Genomic DNA, 17511 nt, shown 5'->3' with positions numbered 1-17511 from the left:
TGTGATTACTTTAGTAATTGAATCATTTCTTCTGCCGCACCTAAATCCGTTATAAGGATTGTTTGAGGGGCTGCATTTTTGAAGTAAGAAAGAATTGCCTTAGCTTTTGATGTTCCACCAGCCACTGCTAAAATAGACTGGCATTTACCAACTTGCTCTAATTGGATACCAACAGTGCGAATCCTGTGTACTGCGTTGCCTGTTTCATCAAAATAATAACCAAATGCTTCACTAACTGCTCCGCAATTTTGTAACGCTTGAAGATCTTCTGGAGATGATTTTCTGCGAACCGCCATTTCCTCTGCAGAACCAATGCCATGTATGACAATATCGGTTTGCTCGTAAAGGTCCATCATCTCTTTCACAATCGGCTCTTTCATCATTGCAGAATAGGCATTTTCACTTAAATGTTCTGGTAAATAAAGTGTGCGATATGTGCCGCCCGTTTTAGTGGCAAATATCGATGCAATGGTATTTGCTTGTAGCTGCATTTCTTCACCAATGCTACCTCTTGCTGCAATAAACTGTAGTTGTGAAAGTTTCTTTGTTGGCGTCAGACTTTCAGCAATTGAACTAATTGTACTGCCTCCAGTGACCGCAACGTTTTTCTGACTGTTTGCTAAACGCTCTAACTCGTTTGCGGCTTCTGTGCCCATTAAAATTTTGACAGAAGGTTCGACATCATTATTACCTGGTACAATGATGACTTTTTGAATTTTGAAATGCTTCGTCAATCTAGTTTCTAATGACGATATCCCCGACCATTCATAAACTAGGGGTTTCAATATACCAAGTATGTGTAGACCACTGTCCGAAATACTCATACCTATACGATTTGTAATAATTAAACCTTGTTCATTCAACAAATCAGTTTCCTTACGTACTTCACGCTCAGTTACTGATAGTTGCTCTGCTAATGCTCTGCGACCAATAGGGCCCATCATCTGAATCATTTGAAGAAGTCGGTATCTGATTTGAAGGATGTCTGACATTTCGGGTAGTATTTTCAATTGTGCTTCCGATAATGTATACATGCTAATCTTCCTTCCATCAGATAGGGATAAATTATGTCCCACCTTAAAAATTATTGTCCCACGTAAAGCAAAAAAATATATTTCCTATTTTCAGTATACGTTTCCCTTTTAATTTTCGCAACTAAAAAGGAGTTATAATTTTTAAATTTCTACATTTTCTGCAACGAGAAAGGAGGATTACTCCCCCCTTACATTAAATCGCTATACCATCTAATAATGTTACATAATCAAGTGCTCCGTACTGAATGATTTCTCCGTCCTTTTCAACGACTGGAATCATCAGCATAAAGCGTTCATGTAATAAATCGTCCTTTTCTATATTTATTTCTTCTATTGTAAAAGGCACATCCTCCTGTACGAGCTTCAACATTAATATCCCTTCTTCACAAAGCCCACAACCTGGACGGCTATAATATTTAATATTCATCTTTTCACCTCACTAATCGAATCTTTTACGTTTTGATGAGGCCGGTATACCCAGCTGCTCACGATATTTTGCAATGACACGTCTAGATAAAAACAACCCTTGTTGATCGAGTGAATCTTTTAATGCTTGATCAGATAATGGCTTACTTTTGTCCTCTGATTGGATCATTTGCTGTAGCTGCGTTTTAACGCGGTCCACGGAAACACCTTCATCTTGCACCATCGTTGAACGTTGCGAGAAAAACCTACGTAGTGGTAGCGTACCAAATGCCGTATGAATATATTTCCCTTTTATAGTACGGCTAATGGTCGACTCATGCAGCTCTAGCTTTGCTGCTAATTCTGTCATAGTAAATGGTGTAATCGCGTCAAAACCTTTTGTGAAAAAAGTCGATTGTATTTTAACAATTTCTTGAATGACTAAACGTAACGTTTCTTTTCTTTGCAACAATTGCTTATCAATTAAACGCACTTGTTCCTTCATTGCAGTAATATACGTTTGTAATTCATCATCTGCTTGAATTTGCATAATATACTCTTCATCTAATTCAACAGCAGGGAACGCTTCCTTAATATAGCGGATTAACAGTTTTCCCTGTTCTACAAAAACATCTGCTTCTGGGTGTACATATTCTGTTTTAGTTGTTCTTAAATGATTCATAGGAGATGGATTTAATGTGCTAATCTTATCTGCTGCTTGCTGGATTTGTTTTAATGAATATGTAGAAACACGTGCAAGATCCTGCCATTTTTTCTCTATAAATAATGTGTAATAATTGGACAAAATATTACGAACAATTTCATCCATTTCCTTTTTTTCTGCTTGTAAAAATAAACAATGTGACATAGAGCTTGCACCAATACCTATAGGTTCACATTGTAATATGTATTGCCTTGCCTGTTGTATCGCTTGCGTATTCACACCAATCCACATAGCGTATTCTTCATCTGAACTTGTTAAGAAACCAAAATCATCTAAGTCATTAATAAGCCATGTAATTGCCTTTTTACATTCTATTGATAATGGTTGATCTAACAATTGATCCATAATCGAAAGTTGAACGGAATCTGCTTCTGCTGATGCTGTCCATTCTACCCAATCCTTAGTAGGTTGACGCTTTAACGGTTTAACTTTTATCTTCAAAAAAGGATTTTCCACTTGTTTCTCTTGTAAAAAAGCATATAGCTCTTCAGAGGAATATTGCAGTAAATCTAATGATTGGCGCATTTCCTGAGTTAAAGCTAGCTTTTGAATTTGTATTTGCGATTGTTCGAAACGAAATGTCATTCCCCTACACCCCCACATCAATTATAAAGTTTATGAGATGAGCATGCTAGCTGAAAACTCGCTCACAAAAAAAGGTTTCGCAAATTCTACGAAACCGTTGCATCTACCATTTACGACCTGCGCCTCCACCTGCTGATGAACCTCCGCCACCTGTGAAACCACCAAAGCCACTTCCACCAGAACGACCTCGGCCACTAGAGTTAAAACTACCCCAACCAGAACCCATTCCGCCATAATCATATGTTCTTCTACGACGGCCACCTGAGCCACCGCTTCCGCCACCACCTTTGGAAATCATGCTATAGACTATTAAAACAGCAATCACAATAAGAATAATCATAAGCGGGGAAAAGCCTTCTTCCTCCGGCTTTTCAGGATTTTCTACTGTTCCATCCCAGTTATATTCTTCGGCAACGATATTATAAATAAGCTTATACGCAGAGCTAAAAGCTGCATCATAATTGCCCTCTCTTAAATTCGGCACCATATATTCATCTAAAATACGGCCTATTTTCCCATCGGGCAATGCACCTTCCAAACCTTGGCCAACTGTAATATGTAAATCACGGTCGCCTTCAGCATCACCAAAGCTAGCTAGAATAAGAACACCGTTATTCTTTTCTTTGCCACCAATTCCCCACTTACGAATAATTTTCGTGCCATAGGAAGCTGCATCCATACCATCTAAAGTATCTACCGTTAAAACGACGATTTGAGCTCCTGTTCCTTGTTCTAATTTTTTTGATAGCTCATTCAATTCATTTTTCGTATCCGTTGATAAAACACCTGCGAAATCCTGCACATATCCACCTTGCTCAGGCTTCGGCAAAGTTGCCGCTTGTGTCGTCGCAGATGTTATAAAAACTAGCATCCAAGCAAATAATAACCCTATCACAAGATGAATTTTTTTCATTTAGTATCATTCCCACCAAAATCCACTGCTGGTGCATCCGCGGCATTTGGATTTGCTTTGAAGTATTCCTTTTTCTCAAAATTGAACATACCCGCAATAATATTCCCTGGGAATGAACGTCTTAATTTATTATAACCTTGTACTTCTTCATTATAATCTTCACGTGCTACAGCAATTCGATTTTCCGTTCCAGAAAGTTCATCCATTAATTGGCGGAAATTCGCATCAGCCTTTAAATCTGGATATTTTTCAACAACGACTAATAATCGACTTAATGCACCTGTTAACTCATCATTTGCCGCGGCTTGATCTTGCGGAGTTTTAGCTCCAGCTAATTTCGAGCGTGACTCGGCGATCTCGGTCATAATTTCCTTTTCATGACTTGCATACCCTTTTACCGTATTCACTAAATTTGGTATTAAATCTAAGCGTCTTTGTAATTGGTTTTCAATTTGAGCATACTTTGAGTCTACTTGCTCATCTGCATTGACTAGACTATTGTATTTTGGCACAATCATTAATGCTAAAAAAACAATAATCGCCACTATTACTATTATAGGTGTCATTAACTTTTTCATAAGAAAAACCTCCTCATTTTCTCTCTAATTCTTTCCCTTTTTTCATTTGAAATAAAACATCCGACTTAGTATATGCCTAAATCACCCGGAAGTTTCATTTTCATCGTATAATGCTTTGCATTGAATCCATACTACAGTTGCGGTAACACGCTAATTTAAAAGGAGGCTAAACAATTGAACCAACAACCATTCGGACAAACAGGGACAGGTAATATGCATCAAGCACCCAACGCGATGATGAATCACGGTGGTCATGAAGTTATAAGTATGCGTGAAACACTATCTGCATCGATTGGCATGCTTAATCATGCCATCATTTTACGTGAGCATGTACAGGACCCCGAGTTACTCGACATTTTGGACCGTCAGTACAAATTCAGCTTGGATGAGTACAATATTACGGTCGAAGCTTTTAGATCAGGACTTGACCCTTCTCATCCAACTGGGAGCTACCAGATGAAACTCAACCATAATTTCACCTATGGATTACAGCCATCACAGCCTAAAAAGCCAATGACGAATGCATCTGAACTCAATGATGAAATGATTTCAGGCTACCTCTTAGGTGGGCACAAGACTATCGCGTCGGGTAAAACAATGACCGCTCTTGAAACGACAAATCCAGTCGTTAGACGGGTGCTTGCGGATTCAATACCGAACTGTATAGAAATGGCTTACGAATTATCACTGTATCAAAACAAACATCAATATTATCAAGTTGAACAGTTAAATGGCCAGGATATGCAAACGCTCTTAAATTCGTTTGCACCTGGTCAAAACCAACCTATGCAATAACAAAAAAACGCTCTGTCATGATTTCTCATCATGCAGAGCGTTTTCTATTTTTACATATTGTTTACGCTTGTGCTTCTTTTTGTTGTTCTTGAGATTTTTTTTCAGACGGATTCTGTGGACTTCCAGTAACCGGAACACGTTTAACAAAGAACGCCAAGATAAGAGCAACGATTGTAATAAACATTGCTATTAAGAATGAAAAGTTAATACCATCAATTAAAGCTTGTTGACCTATTTGTTTAATTTCAGCTGCACTTGGTTTTTGTCCAGATTGAGCTACTGCAGTCATCGCCGCTTCATAACGACTTTCTTTATGCTTAGTCATAATTGTAATTAATATAGCTGAACCAATCGCGCCAGATACTTGTTGTAATGTATTATTCATTGCAGTACCATGCGGGTTCATTTTCATTGGTAATTGGTTTAAACCATTTGTCATGATAGGCATCATCACCATAGAAATACCTAGCATACGGATCGTATAAGTAAACATCAAATATCCGTAACTTGTATCAGCAGATAGTTTTGTTAATTCGTAAGTTGCAAGTGTAGTAATCATTAATCCAATAATGGCCAACACTTTAGGTCCGAATTTATCAAATAATTTACCCGTAATTGGTGACATGAATCCCATCACAAGTGCACCTGGTAACATTAATAACCCAGCATCAATTGGCGAAATACCACGAACTAATTGAACATATACTGGTGTAATAATCATACCTGAGAACAACGCCATTGAAACAACGATTGAAATAACCGATGATAATGCAAACATCGGGTATTTATAAATACGAACTTCAAGCATAGGTTGATCCATTGTTAATTGTCTAATAGTAAAGAACACAATACCTAGAACTCCAACAATAATTGTACCTACTACGATTGGAGCATCCCACCCTTTGTCCCCCGCTGAGCTGAAGCCATAAAGTAGTCCTCCAAAACCAATTGTAGATAAGCTTAGAGAAAGTACATCTAAAGTAACTTTTCTTGTTTCCATCACATTACGTAACTTGAAGATTGCTAATAATAATGTAAGAATTGCGAATGGCAAGATGATTTTAAATAGCATACGCCAGTCATAGTGCTCTACAATCCAACCTGATAATGTAGGTCCAATAGCTGGTGCAGAGATCATTACTAGACCAAACATCCCCATAACCGTTCCACGTTTCTCAATTGGGAAACTTGTAAGCATAACGTTCATTAATAATGGGCTAAGTGCTGCTGCCCCAGCTGCTTGAATCATACGCGCTGCAACTAGTACCCAGAACTGTGGTGCCATGGCCGCTAAAAGAGTACCGATTGAGAATAATGTCATTGCTGTAATAAACAAATGACGATTTTTAAATCTTGTAATAAAGAATGCACTTGCCGGTACTAATACCCCACCAACAAGCATGTAACCCGTAGTTAACCATTGTACTTGAGATTCTTTCACATCAAATTCTTTCATAATAGTCGGTAACGCTACATTTAATAATGTGTTGTTTAAAAAAGCAACAAAAGCACCTACAAACAAAATTGCAATCATTGCATAAGGAGGCTTTTTCTGTAATTCATTAATATCCATCTAATATCATCACTACTTTCATTATATTTCGTGTTTAGAAATTCACTTTCTTCATTTTATACTCATGGTACATTATTTTCAACCATTAAATTTAAATAGGCTTTAAACATTGATATTTAAGCGTTTTCAATATAGAATGATAGTACATAAAATTAAAAATAAGGTGGACATATGAATAATCGTAAACGTCAAGTAATTATCGCCTCTCAAAAACTCTTTATCAAAAAAGGCTTCCAAAATACATCCATCCAAGATATTTTAGATGAATCGCATATTTCCAAAGGCACTTTCTATAATTATTTTGCTTCAAAAAATGAATGTTTAATCGCCATTTTAGCTATGGGACGCGAACAAGCAGATGTTCGTAAGCATGAACTACTAATTGGTCAAGATCCAACAGACAAAGACATACTAGCAAAACAAATAGCTGTATTGATGCAAGTAAATCGAGAGCAAAATTTAATACCCATTTTCGAATCCATTTTTCATTCAGGTGAGCCAGAGCTGAAAGAAGTGGTCATGAAATTCCATTTGAATGAATTGAAATGGCTAACAAAACGTATTGTTGATGTTTATGGTGAAGCTTCTAAGCCACACTGTTTTGATGCGACTATTCTACTGTTTGGTATGATCCAACATATGTTACATATTTGGAAGCTTACACGTGAAGATGCACTTGATCCAGTACAAGTAGTAAAGTATGCTATTTGCCAACTAGATGCTATTCTACCCATTCAAATTGCAAATGGAGACACTTTCCTCGGTTGTGATTTAGCAAAGTATTTACAACGTAATTTCAATAATAAAGTGGTTACGAAAGAATATTTATTAGAACAGTTAGAAGGCTTTTCTGAGGGTCTTAGTGAAGATAATTTACAAGCAGGTAAAGAATATACGAACTGCCTTTTAACATCCTTACAAGAAGAAATACCACATTACTACATTATTGAAGCTATCGTATTACCTTTTAATAGCAGCTTTAAAGGAACTATTCATGCTGCTGAGGCGCAAGAGATAGCCAATCATTTGTGGCTGTATATAAGACAACAAAACGTCTAAGCAACATAAGCAAATTTGAAATCACTTTTATCCTATAAAGGTGATTTTTTTACATAACAATTTCTAATTTTACAAAATTAAAAACGGCTGCCATAAAGTCGGTTTTATCGACTTTTGTGACAGCCATTTTTTAGGTTTGTTGTGCACTAAGATGCTCATCAAATGCATCAATAATATGAAGAAAATGATCCGCTTCTCGAAATACGTGATCTGCAAGAAGTGTGGGGATATTACTTTTAATTTTACAAGCTTCAATTAAATCTCTAGCCGTTTTCTTGAATTCACGTAGCGATACCACTGATACACGATTTTGATCAAGAAAGTGGTCCAATAATGGCACCGTTTCTGACTGCGGGCGCATATGATCCAAATCTTGCGCTTGGAAAAGTAATTGATCAAAATCATTACTGAACTCTCTTGCCTGGTCGACGAGTTTTCTTTCAGAAGGATCTAACAAATGACCTATAAACTTTGAATGGTCCGCCATTATCTTAAGGAAAAATACATTTTCTTTTATAATAGCTTCTGGTAATGGTTTCAGCTTTCCTTCATTTAATTCCTTTAATCGTTTAGCAAAATAAGCCGCTTCTCTGCTCGTATGGTCAACGAGTAACGGAATATTATTGGACACAATTTCACAGCGCAATATTAATCCTAGAACTTTTCGTTTATATGCCCAAACGGAAACAGCTGCCTGGTATACTTGGACGTTCAGTAGTCTAATCACTTCAGGATCTGTCTTTTCATTGTAGACGCTAATTTGTTCTTCAATCCGTTGAAACAGACCAACATATTGTCTTGCTTCTTGTATAAGTTGCGTTTGATCTGCGGTAAATCCTAAACTTAAAAAATAAACGTGTTCTTTCATTATCCTAGACCAAAAACGTATTTCTTCCAATGATTGCGTAACGAAGGTAGTAATCGCCTTTTCGCCCCTTATACATTTTTCAATCTTTTCATTCTATGCGATGCGGGCGGTGCTAATGATAAGTTTCAGTCCTTTTTCCATTTGTGTTTATTTTTGATATAAATCAGATAATTGATATAGTAATATTATTTTAAGTCGGTGTTTAACAAACGCTTTGAGTTTATTAGGGGGAACAATTGTGAAAAAGAGACCATATGAAAAATTAGAATTTGGTGCTTGTCTATTTATAGGTCTAGGGCTTTTTTCTCATTTTATAATGAAATTAATTTATTTCATTCTTTAATTCTAGTCACAGGAATAATTTTATTTATTGTGTTGTTTTTAAAAAAAAGGAAAATGCACAGGTAATCAAAGATGGAAGTTTTTCTAACAAAGTTGTCGATTAACCAAAATTGTACAGCTTTCAAATGATTCATTTCCCCATAAAAAACGAGCAAAAGAATACTGAATCTACGGCAAGATTTTGGACTCACAAAATTCAAGTTTTTCTGCGCAACACCATTTATGGAGTATTCCACAATTGGAGTAGCCCATCAAATTAAAAAGAGCCTTTGACCACCTGCTCTGATTGTAGATTAAGAAAATTTATAGAAGTTGTGCCGGTAAAAGGATTCGTAACAGACACGATATTAATTATCTACCCCATTAAAATGGGCAAATGGCGTATTTATCCTATGTTAAAGATGTCGCTACTCTTGAAAGTGTCGCATACGATGTCTTAAGTAGCTGGCATTACGAAACGAACATTAGTTGAAGCTAGCGGAAGCCTACCAAAACCATCACAACCTACCACTACCAACTACCTTTTTATTAAACTGTCTACTTTATAGGGCTCGGTTCATTTTTAAGGTAATCCTTCTCTATATTAAGAATCTTCGCTAGTATCAAAATATATATTTATATAAAACCCCTCAAACTCCCTATTATCTCGTCCATATCTAAATCTAAATACTGCTTCGTAACTTCTAAATTGGAGTGTCCTAATGACTTAGAAATCAGCGCTATACTAGCTGCTTTGTATATTTGTGAAGTTTCTTAGTTATCCCATTGGTTGAACAGTTATTGCTTTTATCGTCTTGCCTTGTGAATTGATGAAAACAAAAGAATTATTTTGCTTATTGCGTTTCTTGGCAATTTCATATAATTATGCTGCCATCTAAGTTCAAAGTCTTATTAGTAGTTTCTACTCGTCTAACATCACCAGTGTATTTATTCTGATGCCAGTCCTGTATAGGATAAGTATAGCAATATAATTCATTAATCCTACAAATGTATTAACATCAAGTTATGTCGGTAATGTTTGCGGGCTTTACTGTTACGCCTTACTTGTAGTCATAAAAAAACTCCTAATCAAAAAAGTGATTAGAAGATGATTTACCAAGGGTATAATTGGGTATAATTAGTTATAGTTCTATTACCCGTTCTATTGACTTATATGAGGTAAACCCTTGTGTAGTAAGGGTTTACCCTCTCTTTCTTGTATGCCCTCGGAGGGAATCGAACCCCCAGCCTAAGAACCGGAATCTTATGTGTTATCCATTACACTACGAGGGCTATGTAACAATTGAGACTTTACTATTATACAAAGGAAATCAAAACAATTCAACTATAGGTTTATTGGATTCGAATTATTTGACCTTCCTTGACCATCATGTGTATGATAAAGGTACAGTAAAAGCAATTTGCTTTTACATACGAAAATTGAATTTATCCTTTGAGGAGGCTATTCTTATGAACTTAATTCCTACAGTTATTGAACAAACAAACCGCGGTGAACGTGCTTATGACATTTACTCACGCTTATTGAAAGACCGTATTATTTTACTAGGAAGCGCAATCGATGATAACGTTGCAAACTCTATCGTTGCTCAACTTCTATTTTTAGAAGCAGAGGATCCTGAAAAAGATATCTCTTTATACATTAACAGCCCTGGTGGTAGCATTACAGCTGGTATGGCAATCTACGATACTATGCAATTCATCAAACCTAATGTCCAAACAATTTGTATCGGTATGGCTGCATCTATGGGTGCTTTCTTACTCGCTGCTGGTGAAAAAGGCAAACGCTTTGCATTACCAAATGCTGAAGTAATGATTCACCAACCACTTGGTGGCGCTCAAGGTCAAGCGACTGAAATTGAAATTGCTGCAAAACGCATTTTATTCCTTCGCGAAAAATTAAACGGCATTTTAGCTGAACGTACAGGTCAACCAATTGAAGTGTTAGCAAGAGATACTGATCGTGATAATTTCATGACTGCTGAACGCGCAAAAGAATATGGTTTAATCGACGACATTTTCGTACGTAACGAAAATAAATAAGTAGCATAAAAAAGCGCTATTCTCTTATACTGAGAATAGCGCTTTTTATGTTTACATCAATCTTCTGCTTGAATTAGCTTTGTGAGGCCTGCTATAGCATGCTCTTCATCTGAACCATCTGCACTTAAAATAACTTCAGATCCTTTTGCAATAGCTAAACTCATAATACCCATAATACTTTTTGCATTTACCTTTTTATCATCTTTTGTTAAAAATATATCTGCAGAGTAGCGGTTCGCTTCTTGTACGAATAATGCCGCTTGTCTTGCCTGTAATCCTGATTTTAATTTAACTTCTACTTGTTGTTCTGCCATTGGTTCTACTCCCCCTATAAGTACTTGCAGTTTCGTTAAAGTTTCACCGTTTCGCCTCGACGTAATGTATCTGCAATATCGTCAATTTTACGAAGGCGATGATTAACACCTGATTTACTAACGGTACCTGCTGATACCATTTCACCTAGCTCCTTTAAAGTCACTTCTTGATATTCAACGCGTAATCGTGCAATTTCCCGAAGTTTTTCAGGTAGCTGGTCAATGCCTATACTAGTATCGATATATCGAATATTTTCCACTTGGCGAACCGCTGCACCAATTGTTTTATTTAAATTTGCTGTTTCACAGTTCACAAGACGATTCACACTATTTCGCATATCACGTACGATGCGCACATCTTCAAACTTCATCATCGCCTGATGTGCACCTACTAAACTTAAAAAGTCTGAAATTTTCTCTGCTTCCTTTAAGTATGTGACAAATCCCTTTTTTCTTTCGATTGTTTTAGCATTTAATTCGAATTTATTCATTAAATCCGCAAGTGCCTCGCCATGTTCTTTATAAAGCGAATACACCTCTAAATGGTACGCCGACGTTTCAGGATTATTAACAGAGCCACTAGCTAAAAAGGCACCTCTTAAATAAGAACGCTTACTACTTGTTGTTTTTACTAACTCATCTGAAATCGTATGATTGAACAAAAAGTTACCTGAAACAATCTCTAGATCATCCAGAATTTCTTTTGCTCCCTCTCTCACACGACAGATATAAACATTGTTCTTCTTTAGCCGCATCTTCTTTCTTACAAGAAGCTCTATTCGATAATTATAAAACTTTTTCATTACCGTATAAATCCTTCGTGCAATTGCTGCATTTTCAGTTTGAATATCTAAACTTAATTGACGATTTGCAAATGACAGAGAGCCATTCATTCGAATGAGGGCTGATAGTTCTGCTTTTAAGCTTTCATCGTCTGCTTCAACTTGAGTAAGCTCTTTTTTTGTTTCTGAAGCAAATGACATAGTAATCCCCCTCTCTATCATAATTTATATATAATTTAATGATATGTTATTCCGCTTTTGTATCTTTGTTAAAGGAACATGCATACTCCACTAACCATTCAGCAACCATTGATGCTTCATGACGAACGACACCATTATGAACAGTAGCGATTTCCTTTTTCACGACGTGAATGCCCATATTTTCCAATCGACCGACATCAAATTTAACTGGCTCAGCCTCTTCCTCTTTATAAGCTGCACGAATAGATGCAGGTACTTCTTCTTTATTAATTAAAATCGTTTGAATAAAGGGTTGCCCCACATGATCATATAAAGCCTGCACATGGTCAGATGCCGAGAAATGCTGTGTCTCGCCTGCTTGTGTCATCAAATTGCAAATATAAACTTTCTTACCTTTTGCGTTAATGATTGCTTTTTGTATATCCTCTACTAACAAATTCGGTAATATGCTCGTATATAAGCTTCCCGGGCCAATAATAATTATATCAGCTCTATTAATCGCACTAACTGCCTCTGGTAGCGGTTTCACATCCTCAGGTGATAAGAACACCCTTTTAATACCTGTATTGAAGGTAGGAATTTTAGATTCGCCTTGTACAATTGTACCATCAATTAGCTCAGCAAAAAGTGTAATTCTCTGATTTGCTGCAGGTAAAACTTTACCATGCACATTTAAGACACGACTCATTTCTCGAATGGCATGAGAAAAATCCCCAGTAATTTCCGTTAATGCGGTTAACATTAAATTACCAAGTGAATGACCACCCAAATCATCAGAAGCTGAAAATCGATATTGGAACATTTCTTCTACTAAAGGCTCCACTCCCGATAATGCTGCGATGACATTTCGCACATCTCCTGGTGGCGGAATATCATAGTCATCTCGTAACCTACCTGAGCTTCCCCCATCATCCGCTACCGTCACAATCGCAGTTAAGTCGATAGGAAACTTTTTTAAACCGCGTAAAAGCGTTGATAATCCCGTCCCCCCGCCAAGGATGACGATTCGCGTATTTCTTTTCTCCATAGAATTAGCCCTTTCTTTTAGCAATATCGCGATGCGTAATAACTGTTGGCACATCTTTATTCAAATAGTCACCAAAATATTCCGCTAATGTAACTGAGCGATGCTGTCCCCCAGTGCAACCAAATGCAATAATGAGTTGTGTTTTGCCCTCTTTTTTATATAGTGGCACCATAAATTCAAATAGATCTACTAGTTTATTAATTAACGTTTGTGTTTCATCATATTTTAGGACATACGATGAAACTTCTGTCTCTAATCCTGTTTTAGCCCGTAATTTTTCTATATAATATGGGTTCGGTAAAAATCGAACATCAAATACTAAGTCTGCATCAATCGGCATGCCATGCTTAAATCCGAATGACATAACGTTGACAGTAAATCTACGAGAATCAGCGCCTGAAAATTGTGCAATAATTCGTTCGCGTAACTCACGGGGTTTCATGCTAGATGTATTATAAATAAATTGCGCTTTTTCCTTCACTTCAGCAAGTAGCTCCCTCTCATGATGGATACCTTCTAATGGCAAGCCGCCAGCTGGTGCAAGTGGGTGTGATCGACGTGTTTCTTTATAGCGTCTCACAAGCGTTTCATTATCTGCGTCTAAAAATAATATTTTTGTAACGACTAAATCTTGCTTTTCAATTTGCTCTAAGGCTTCGATTAGTGAAGAAAAGAAATCTCCTCCACGTAAATCCATTACAGCCGCTATACGAGAAAATTCTTTTTTCGATTCTTTCATTAATGTTAAAAAAGTAGGTAATAATGCAGGCGGTAAATTATCGATGCAGTAAAAACCTAAATCTTCAAAACTTTGGATTACGACAGTTTTCCCTGCTCCAGACATTCCCGTAATAATTATTAATTCATTAACTGGTTGTGTGCTAGGCATTGATGCCATCTCCTTCAGTTGATATTTGAATTGTTTCATGCAATAGTTCAAAGTCTTCTGTATAAGTAAAGGTACCGTACTGCATGCCTTTTTCACATACCGCAAACAATAAATTTGTACGGTCTCCTTCAGCCATCGGTAAATGGTGCAAGCTTTCGATTGGATGCCATTCTAATACACCTTCAACTGTATCTTCATAAGGGATGCCTTCTAATCCATCTGCAACAAATGTAAAGAGCATCCACTCATTAACGACTTCTTGGTCATTTTTAATGACCATTGTATATATACCCTTTAAATGTGGGTTTAAAGGAATTGTTCCTGTTTCTTCTCCAAATTCACGATTAGCAGCTGTATAAATTGACTCGCCACTCTCTATTTTACCACCCGGCGCAACGTACCAGCCTCGTCGTGGTTTTTTCAGTAAAAGAACTTTGTCATCTTTTTTAACAATCAAATTCGCTATTCTCTGCACACACGACACTCCATATCTTATTAATCTTCTACTCATTATTATACATTGTTACACCATTAGCGTACAAAATTATGTACGGAAACACATGTATTCATACGATTGAGCTTGACAGCGGCATAATGTAAAACGAATTGTCATCTATCCATAAAAAAGAGGCTGCTTCTAACGGCGAATTACCGCGAAACAGCCTTACCAATATATCTATTTCAAAAGGGGGTTATTGCACTTATAACTATACCCTTAAAATATTGCAAATGGGTTACAGCATTGTTAAAAACCTGTTAAATCCATCCATTAATTATTAATTTTTTCTTGTAACATTTCAACATAATGTTGCACTGCTTGCGCTGCGATACTACCATCACCAGTTGCTGTAACGATTTGACGTAATGTTTTTTCTCGTACGTCACCAGCAGCGAAGATACCAGGAATTGTCGTTTCCATCTCTTCATTTGTTGGGATATATCCAGCTTCATTTAAAATACCTAAGCTCTCAAATGGTTTTGTTAATGGCAGCATACCGATATAAACGAATACACCATCAGCAGCAAATTCTTGTTCACCACCATCTACTGTAGAAACAAGTGTTACACTACCTACTTTACCATTTTCGTCATTCACTTGTTTGACAGTATTGTTCCAAATGAAGTCAATTTTTTCATTTGCAAATGCACGGTCTTGAATGATTTTTTGAGCACGTAATTTATCACGACGATGAACAATTGTTACCTTTTCGGCAAATCGAGTTAAGTAAATACCTTCTTCAACAGCAGAGTCTCCTCCACCAACAACAACTAATTTTTTGTTTTTAAAGAAAGCACCGTCACATACTGCGCAATAACTTACGCCACGGCCCCCAAGTTCTTTTTCCCCAGGTACACCCATTTTTTTGTATTCTGCACCTGTAGTAATAATAATAGCGCGTGTTTTAAACTCTTTCGCACCCGCTTTAATTGTTTTATAATCTTCGCCATCGGTAATTTCAGTAACATCGCCATAAGCGTATTCAGCACCAAATTTTTTCGCATGGTCGAACATTTTAGTAGATAATTCAGGTCCTAAAATAGAATCGAATCCTGGATAGTTTTCGATTTCTTCAGTGTTAGCCATTTGTCCACCTGGGATACCGCGTTCTAGCATTAATGTAGAAAGGTTAGCGCGAGATGTATAAACCGCAGCTGTCATACCTGCTGGACCTGCTCCTATAATAACTACATCATAAATTCTCTCTTCTGACATATCTGTTCCTCCTAGATCTGTATAAAGCATTTCTTTATATTCAATATCCATGGTAGAGGATAACTGGTGTTGGTTCAAACTTTCTGCTTAGCATTTCAGCAATTACGCATCAAATACAGGTAAAAATTTTATCAATTCGTTCACATACTTCGATAAAGTGGCTGTAGTAATGCCATACACCGTGGCAATAGACGTTTTCGTTATACTGCTCATACGTGAAGATTTATACATATAATCTGCTGCAGCTGCAAGCGCTTTTGGATTTTTGAACGGATAACTGGCATCTAATGCTCTTTCACAAAGAACGAACCACATTTGGAACAAAAATGTATTAGGCATTGTAATGGGCATTGTTTGCATATATAAAATATCGGCTACTTCCATCGCTCTTAAAAACGGGGCGATGCTTTTATCATTTGCATCAAATTCATGCTCTAGTGCATACGCTAAAAAAAGCTTTTCCATAGATGAATATTCATCCACATCAATCCAGCTAGGATGTGCAATTATTTCCTGTTTATGAATTGTCTTGCCAACTAAATAGAGTCCAAATAGACGATCGCTACGATATTTACTTTCAAGCTTTTCTACGATATATTCACGGTTTTGCTCGATGGCATTTGGGTTCGTTACACGACTCTCATATGCCCATGGCTCAAAGCCTTCCTTCTCAGGATCAATTTCTAACAACTTTTTCCAAGCGCTTTTTCCTACAGTCTTTTTACCAGAAAAGTAAGCTGCATGAGATAGCCAAAAGTAAAATCCAGGATCGCCCTCAAATCCACGTTTTTGTAAACTACGTAGCCATTTATAAGCTTCTCCGTAGCGTCCGACAAGCGCCAAAGTAGCGCCTAGTTTATAGCGATGTTCAAATGAGTATGGTTGGATTTTCACTAATAATTCAAGTAACTCTTCTAATTCTTCTTTATTTTTTTCGTAATAAGCCATGACCGTTAAATTACACAGTGCATGTAAATTACCAAAGTTCCCTTTTAACACTTGATGCAATAACGCTCTTGCTTGTTCTGTTTCACCGAGATAAAAATAAGCAAGCGATAGATTATTATGAGCTGCCCAGAAATCCGGGTTTTCTTCAATAATTTTTTCAAATAGCTCGATAGCATCTTTAAAATTACCCTCTTCCATCATTCGGCGGGCTTTTTCCTGTAAATATACAACTTCGGCATCTTGAGGCTCCTCAGCTGTAGGTTGCTCCTGCATTTGCTCTGCAAAATCGATAATTTCTAGCGCCTCTTCTGAATATACGCCTTGAGTATCTAATTCTAAATAACGCTTTGCATATTTCCCTGCTTCCACAGTCATGCCAAGATGTGCAGAAACTTCAGCTAAGAATAGTACAATTTCAGGTTCATCCGGGTCAATAGAATGCGCTTTCCTTAAAAGCTCTAATGCATGGTCATGCTGATCAAGTTCCATTTTAGTAATAGCATATTGCATTAAAATAAGTGAATCTTCTGGACTAAGCTCTGCTGCTCTTTGTAAATATTTATGCGCCTTATCAAATTGCTCACGATCTAACGCTTGCAATGCTTTATTATAATAAAAATCCCCAGTCGGGATAAAAGATACAACGTTTTCTCGCGGTTTTAGTTTACGTTTTTTCTCCAAAAAAATTCCTCCGAAAAAAATAAGGAACGTATAAAAACG

17 protein-coding genes and 1 tRNA gene are annotated in these 17511 nt (G+C 36.9%); 3 read left to right on the top strand and 15 right to left on the bottom strand.

Annotated elements, in window-relative coordinates; genetic code table 11:
* Positions 1-5: 5 nt before the first annotated feature.
* From JFL43_RS14340 to JFL43_RS14320, 5 genes are all read right to left on the bottom strand, one after another.
* Positions 6-1034, bottom strand: a complete 1029-nt coding sequence (locus tag JFL43_RS14340; protein ID WP_200749560.1) for a sugar-binding transcriptional regulator — start codon at positions 1032-1034, stop codon at positions 6-8.
* A 193-nt stretch (positions 1035-1227) separates the two neighbouring features.
* Positions 1228-1461 (bottom strand): glutaredoxin family protein, encoded by a 234-nt coding sequence (locus JFL43_RS14335; RefSeq protein WP_100796029.1) that lies wholly within the window; start codon positions 1459-1461, stop codon positions 1228-1230.
* A 12-nt stretch (positions 1462-1473) separates the two neighbouring features.
* Positions 1474-2748 carry an RNA polymerase factor sigma-54 gene (rpoN, locus tag JFL43_RS14330; RefSeq protein ID WP_200749559.1) on the bottom strand — a complete coding sequence of 425 codons (1275 nt, stop codon included), beginning with the start codon at positions 2746-2748 and terminating at the stop codon, positions 1474-1476.
* 103 nt (positions 2749-2851) lie between these two features.
* On the bottom strand, positions 2852-3661 hold the full coding sequence (locus tag JFL43_RS14325) for a TPM domain-containing protein (protein WP_200749558.1): 810 nt from the start codon (positions 3659-3661) through the stop codon (positions 2852-2854).
* Positions 3658-4239 (bottom strand): LemA family protein, encoded by a 582-nt coding sequence (locus JFL43_RS14320; RefSeq protein WP_200749557.1) that lies wholly within the window; start codon positions 4237-4239, stop codon positions 3658-3660. Before JFL43_RS14320 ends, JFL43_RS14325 begins: the two co-directional genes overlap by 4 nt.
* Before the next feature lie 213 nt (positions 4240-4452).
* On the opposite strand from JFL43_RS14320, the gene JFL43_RS14315 reads away from it, so the two are divergent.
* A complete protein-coding gene (locus tag JFL43_RS14315) occupies positions 4453-5034 on the top strand; it encodes a spore coat protein (protein WP_100798133.1) in 582 nt (193 codons plus the stop codon).
* Positions 5035-5095: 61 nt separating this feature from the next.
* Here the strand turns inward: JFL43_RS14315 and JFL43_RS14310 are convergent, their stop codons facing one another.
* Positions 5096-6607: a DHA2 family efflux MFS transporter permease subunit gene (locus tag JFL43_RS14310; RefSeq protein WP_200749556.1), complete on the bottom strand. Its 1512-nt coding sequence runs from the start codon at positions 6605-6607 to the stop codon at positions 5096-5098.
* 171 nt (positions 6608-6778) lie between these two features.
* Between JFL43_RS14310 and JFL43_RS14305 the strand changes: the two genes are divergently transcribed.
* The gene (locus JFL43_RS14305) at positions 6779-7666 is read left to right on the top strand and encodes a TetR/AcrR family transcriptional regulator (protein ID WP_200749555.1); all 888 of its coding nucleotides are present in this window, start codon (positions 6779-6781) and stop codon (positions 7664-7666) included.
* 130 nt (positions 7667-7796) lie between these two features.
* Here the strand turns inward: JFL43_RS14305 and JFL43_RS14300 are convergent, their stop codons facing one another.
* Both JFL43_RS14300 and JFL43_RS14295 read right to left on the bottom strand, forming a co-directional pair.
* Positions 7797-8618 carry a DUF2935 domain-containing protein gene (locus JFL43_RS14300; RefSeq protein ID WP_325166685.1) on the bottom strand — a complete coding sequence of 274 codons (822 nt, stop codon included), beginning with the start codon at positions 8616-8618 and terminating at the stop codon, positions 7797-7799.
* A 1458-nt stretch (positions 8619-10076) separates the two neighbouring features.
* Positions 10077-10148 (bottom strand) — tRNA-Arg (locus tag JFL43_RS14295).
* Positions 10149-10325: 177 nt separating this feature from the next.
* On the opposite strand from JFL43_RS14295, the gene clpP reads away from it, so the two are divergent.
* A complete protein-coding gene (clpP, locus tag JFL43_RS14290; RefSeq protein WP_100798131.1) occupies positions 10326-10916 on the top strand; it encodes an ATP-dependent Clp endopeptidase proteolytic subunit ClpP in 591 nt (196 codons plus the stop codon).
* A gap of 56 nt (positions 10917-10972) precedes the next feature.
* Here clpP and JFL43_RS14285 read toward each other — a convergent pair whose 3' ends face one another.
* The 7 genes from JFL43_RS14285 to JFL43_RS14255 form a co-directional block, all read right to left on the bottom strand.
* Positions 10973-11230 (bottom strand): HPr family phosphocarrier protein, encoded by a 258-nt coding sequence (locus JFL43_RS14285; RefSeq protein WP_100796023.1) that lies wholly within the window; start codon positions 11228-11230, stop codon positions 10973-10975.
* A 35-nt stretch (positions 11231-11265) separates the two neighbouring features.
* Positions 11266-12213, bottom strand: coding sequence for a DNA-binding protein WhiA (gene whiA, locus JFL43_RS14280; RefSeq protein ID WP_100796022.1), 948 nt, complete (start codon positions 12211-12213; stop codon positions 11266-11268).
* Positions 12214-12259: 46 nt separating this feature from the next.
* Positions 12260-13240, bottom strand: a complete 981-nt coding sequence (locus tag JFL43_RS14275) for a gluconeogenesis factor YvcK family protein (protein ID WP_200749553.1) — start codon at positions 13238-13240, stop codon at positions 12260-12262.
* 4 nt (positions 13241-13244) lie between these two features.
* Positions 13245-14129 (bottom strand): RNase adapter RapZ, encoded by an 885-nt coding sequence (rapZ, locus tag JFL43_RS14270; RefSeq protein WP_100796020.1) that lies wholly within the window; start codon positions 14127-14129, stop codon positions 13245-13247.
* Complete coding sequence (locus JFL43_RS14265; RefSeq protein ID WP_200749552.1) at positions 14122-14604, bottom strand: NUDIX hydrolase; 483 nt, start codon at positions 14602-14604, stop codon at positions 14122-14124. Before JFL43_RS14265 ends, rapZ begins: the two co-directional genes overlap by 8 nt.
* Positions 14605-14898: 294 nt before the next feature.
* On the bottom strand, positions 14899-15843 hold the full coding sequence (gene trxB, locus JFL43_RS14260) for a thioredoxin-disulfide reductase (protein ID WP_200749551.1): 945 nt from the start codon (positions 15841-15843) through the stop codon (positions 14899-14901).
* A gap of 102 nt (positions 15844-15945) precedes the next feature.
* Entirely contained in the window at positions 15946-17472 is a 1527-nt protein-coding gene (locus tag JFL43_RS14255) for a tetratricopeptide repeat protein (protein ID WP_200749550.1), read from the bottom strand.
* Between the last annotated feature and the right edge of the window lie 39 nt (positions 17473-17511).

It is taken from the genome of Viridibacillus soli (assembly GCF_016612995.1).
GTDB lineage: Bacteria > Bacillota > Bacilli > Bacillales_A > Planococcaceae > Viridibacillus > Viridibacillus soli.
The sequence above is the reverse complement of the archived record's forward strand: the minus strand, read 5'-3'. Positions and strand labels throughout refer to the sequence as shown.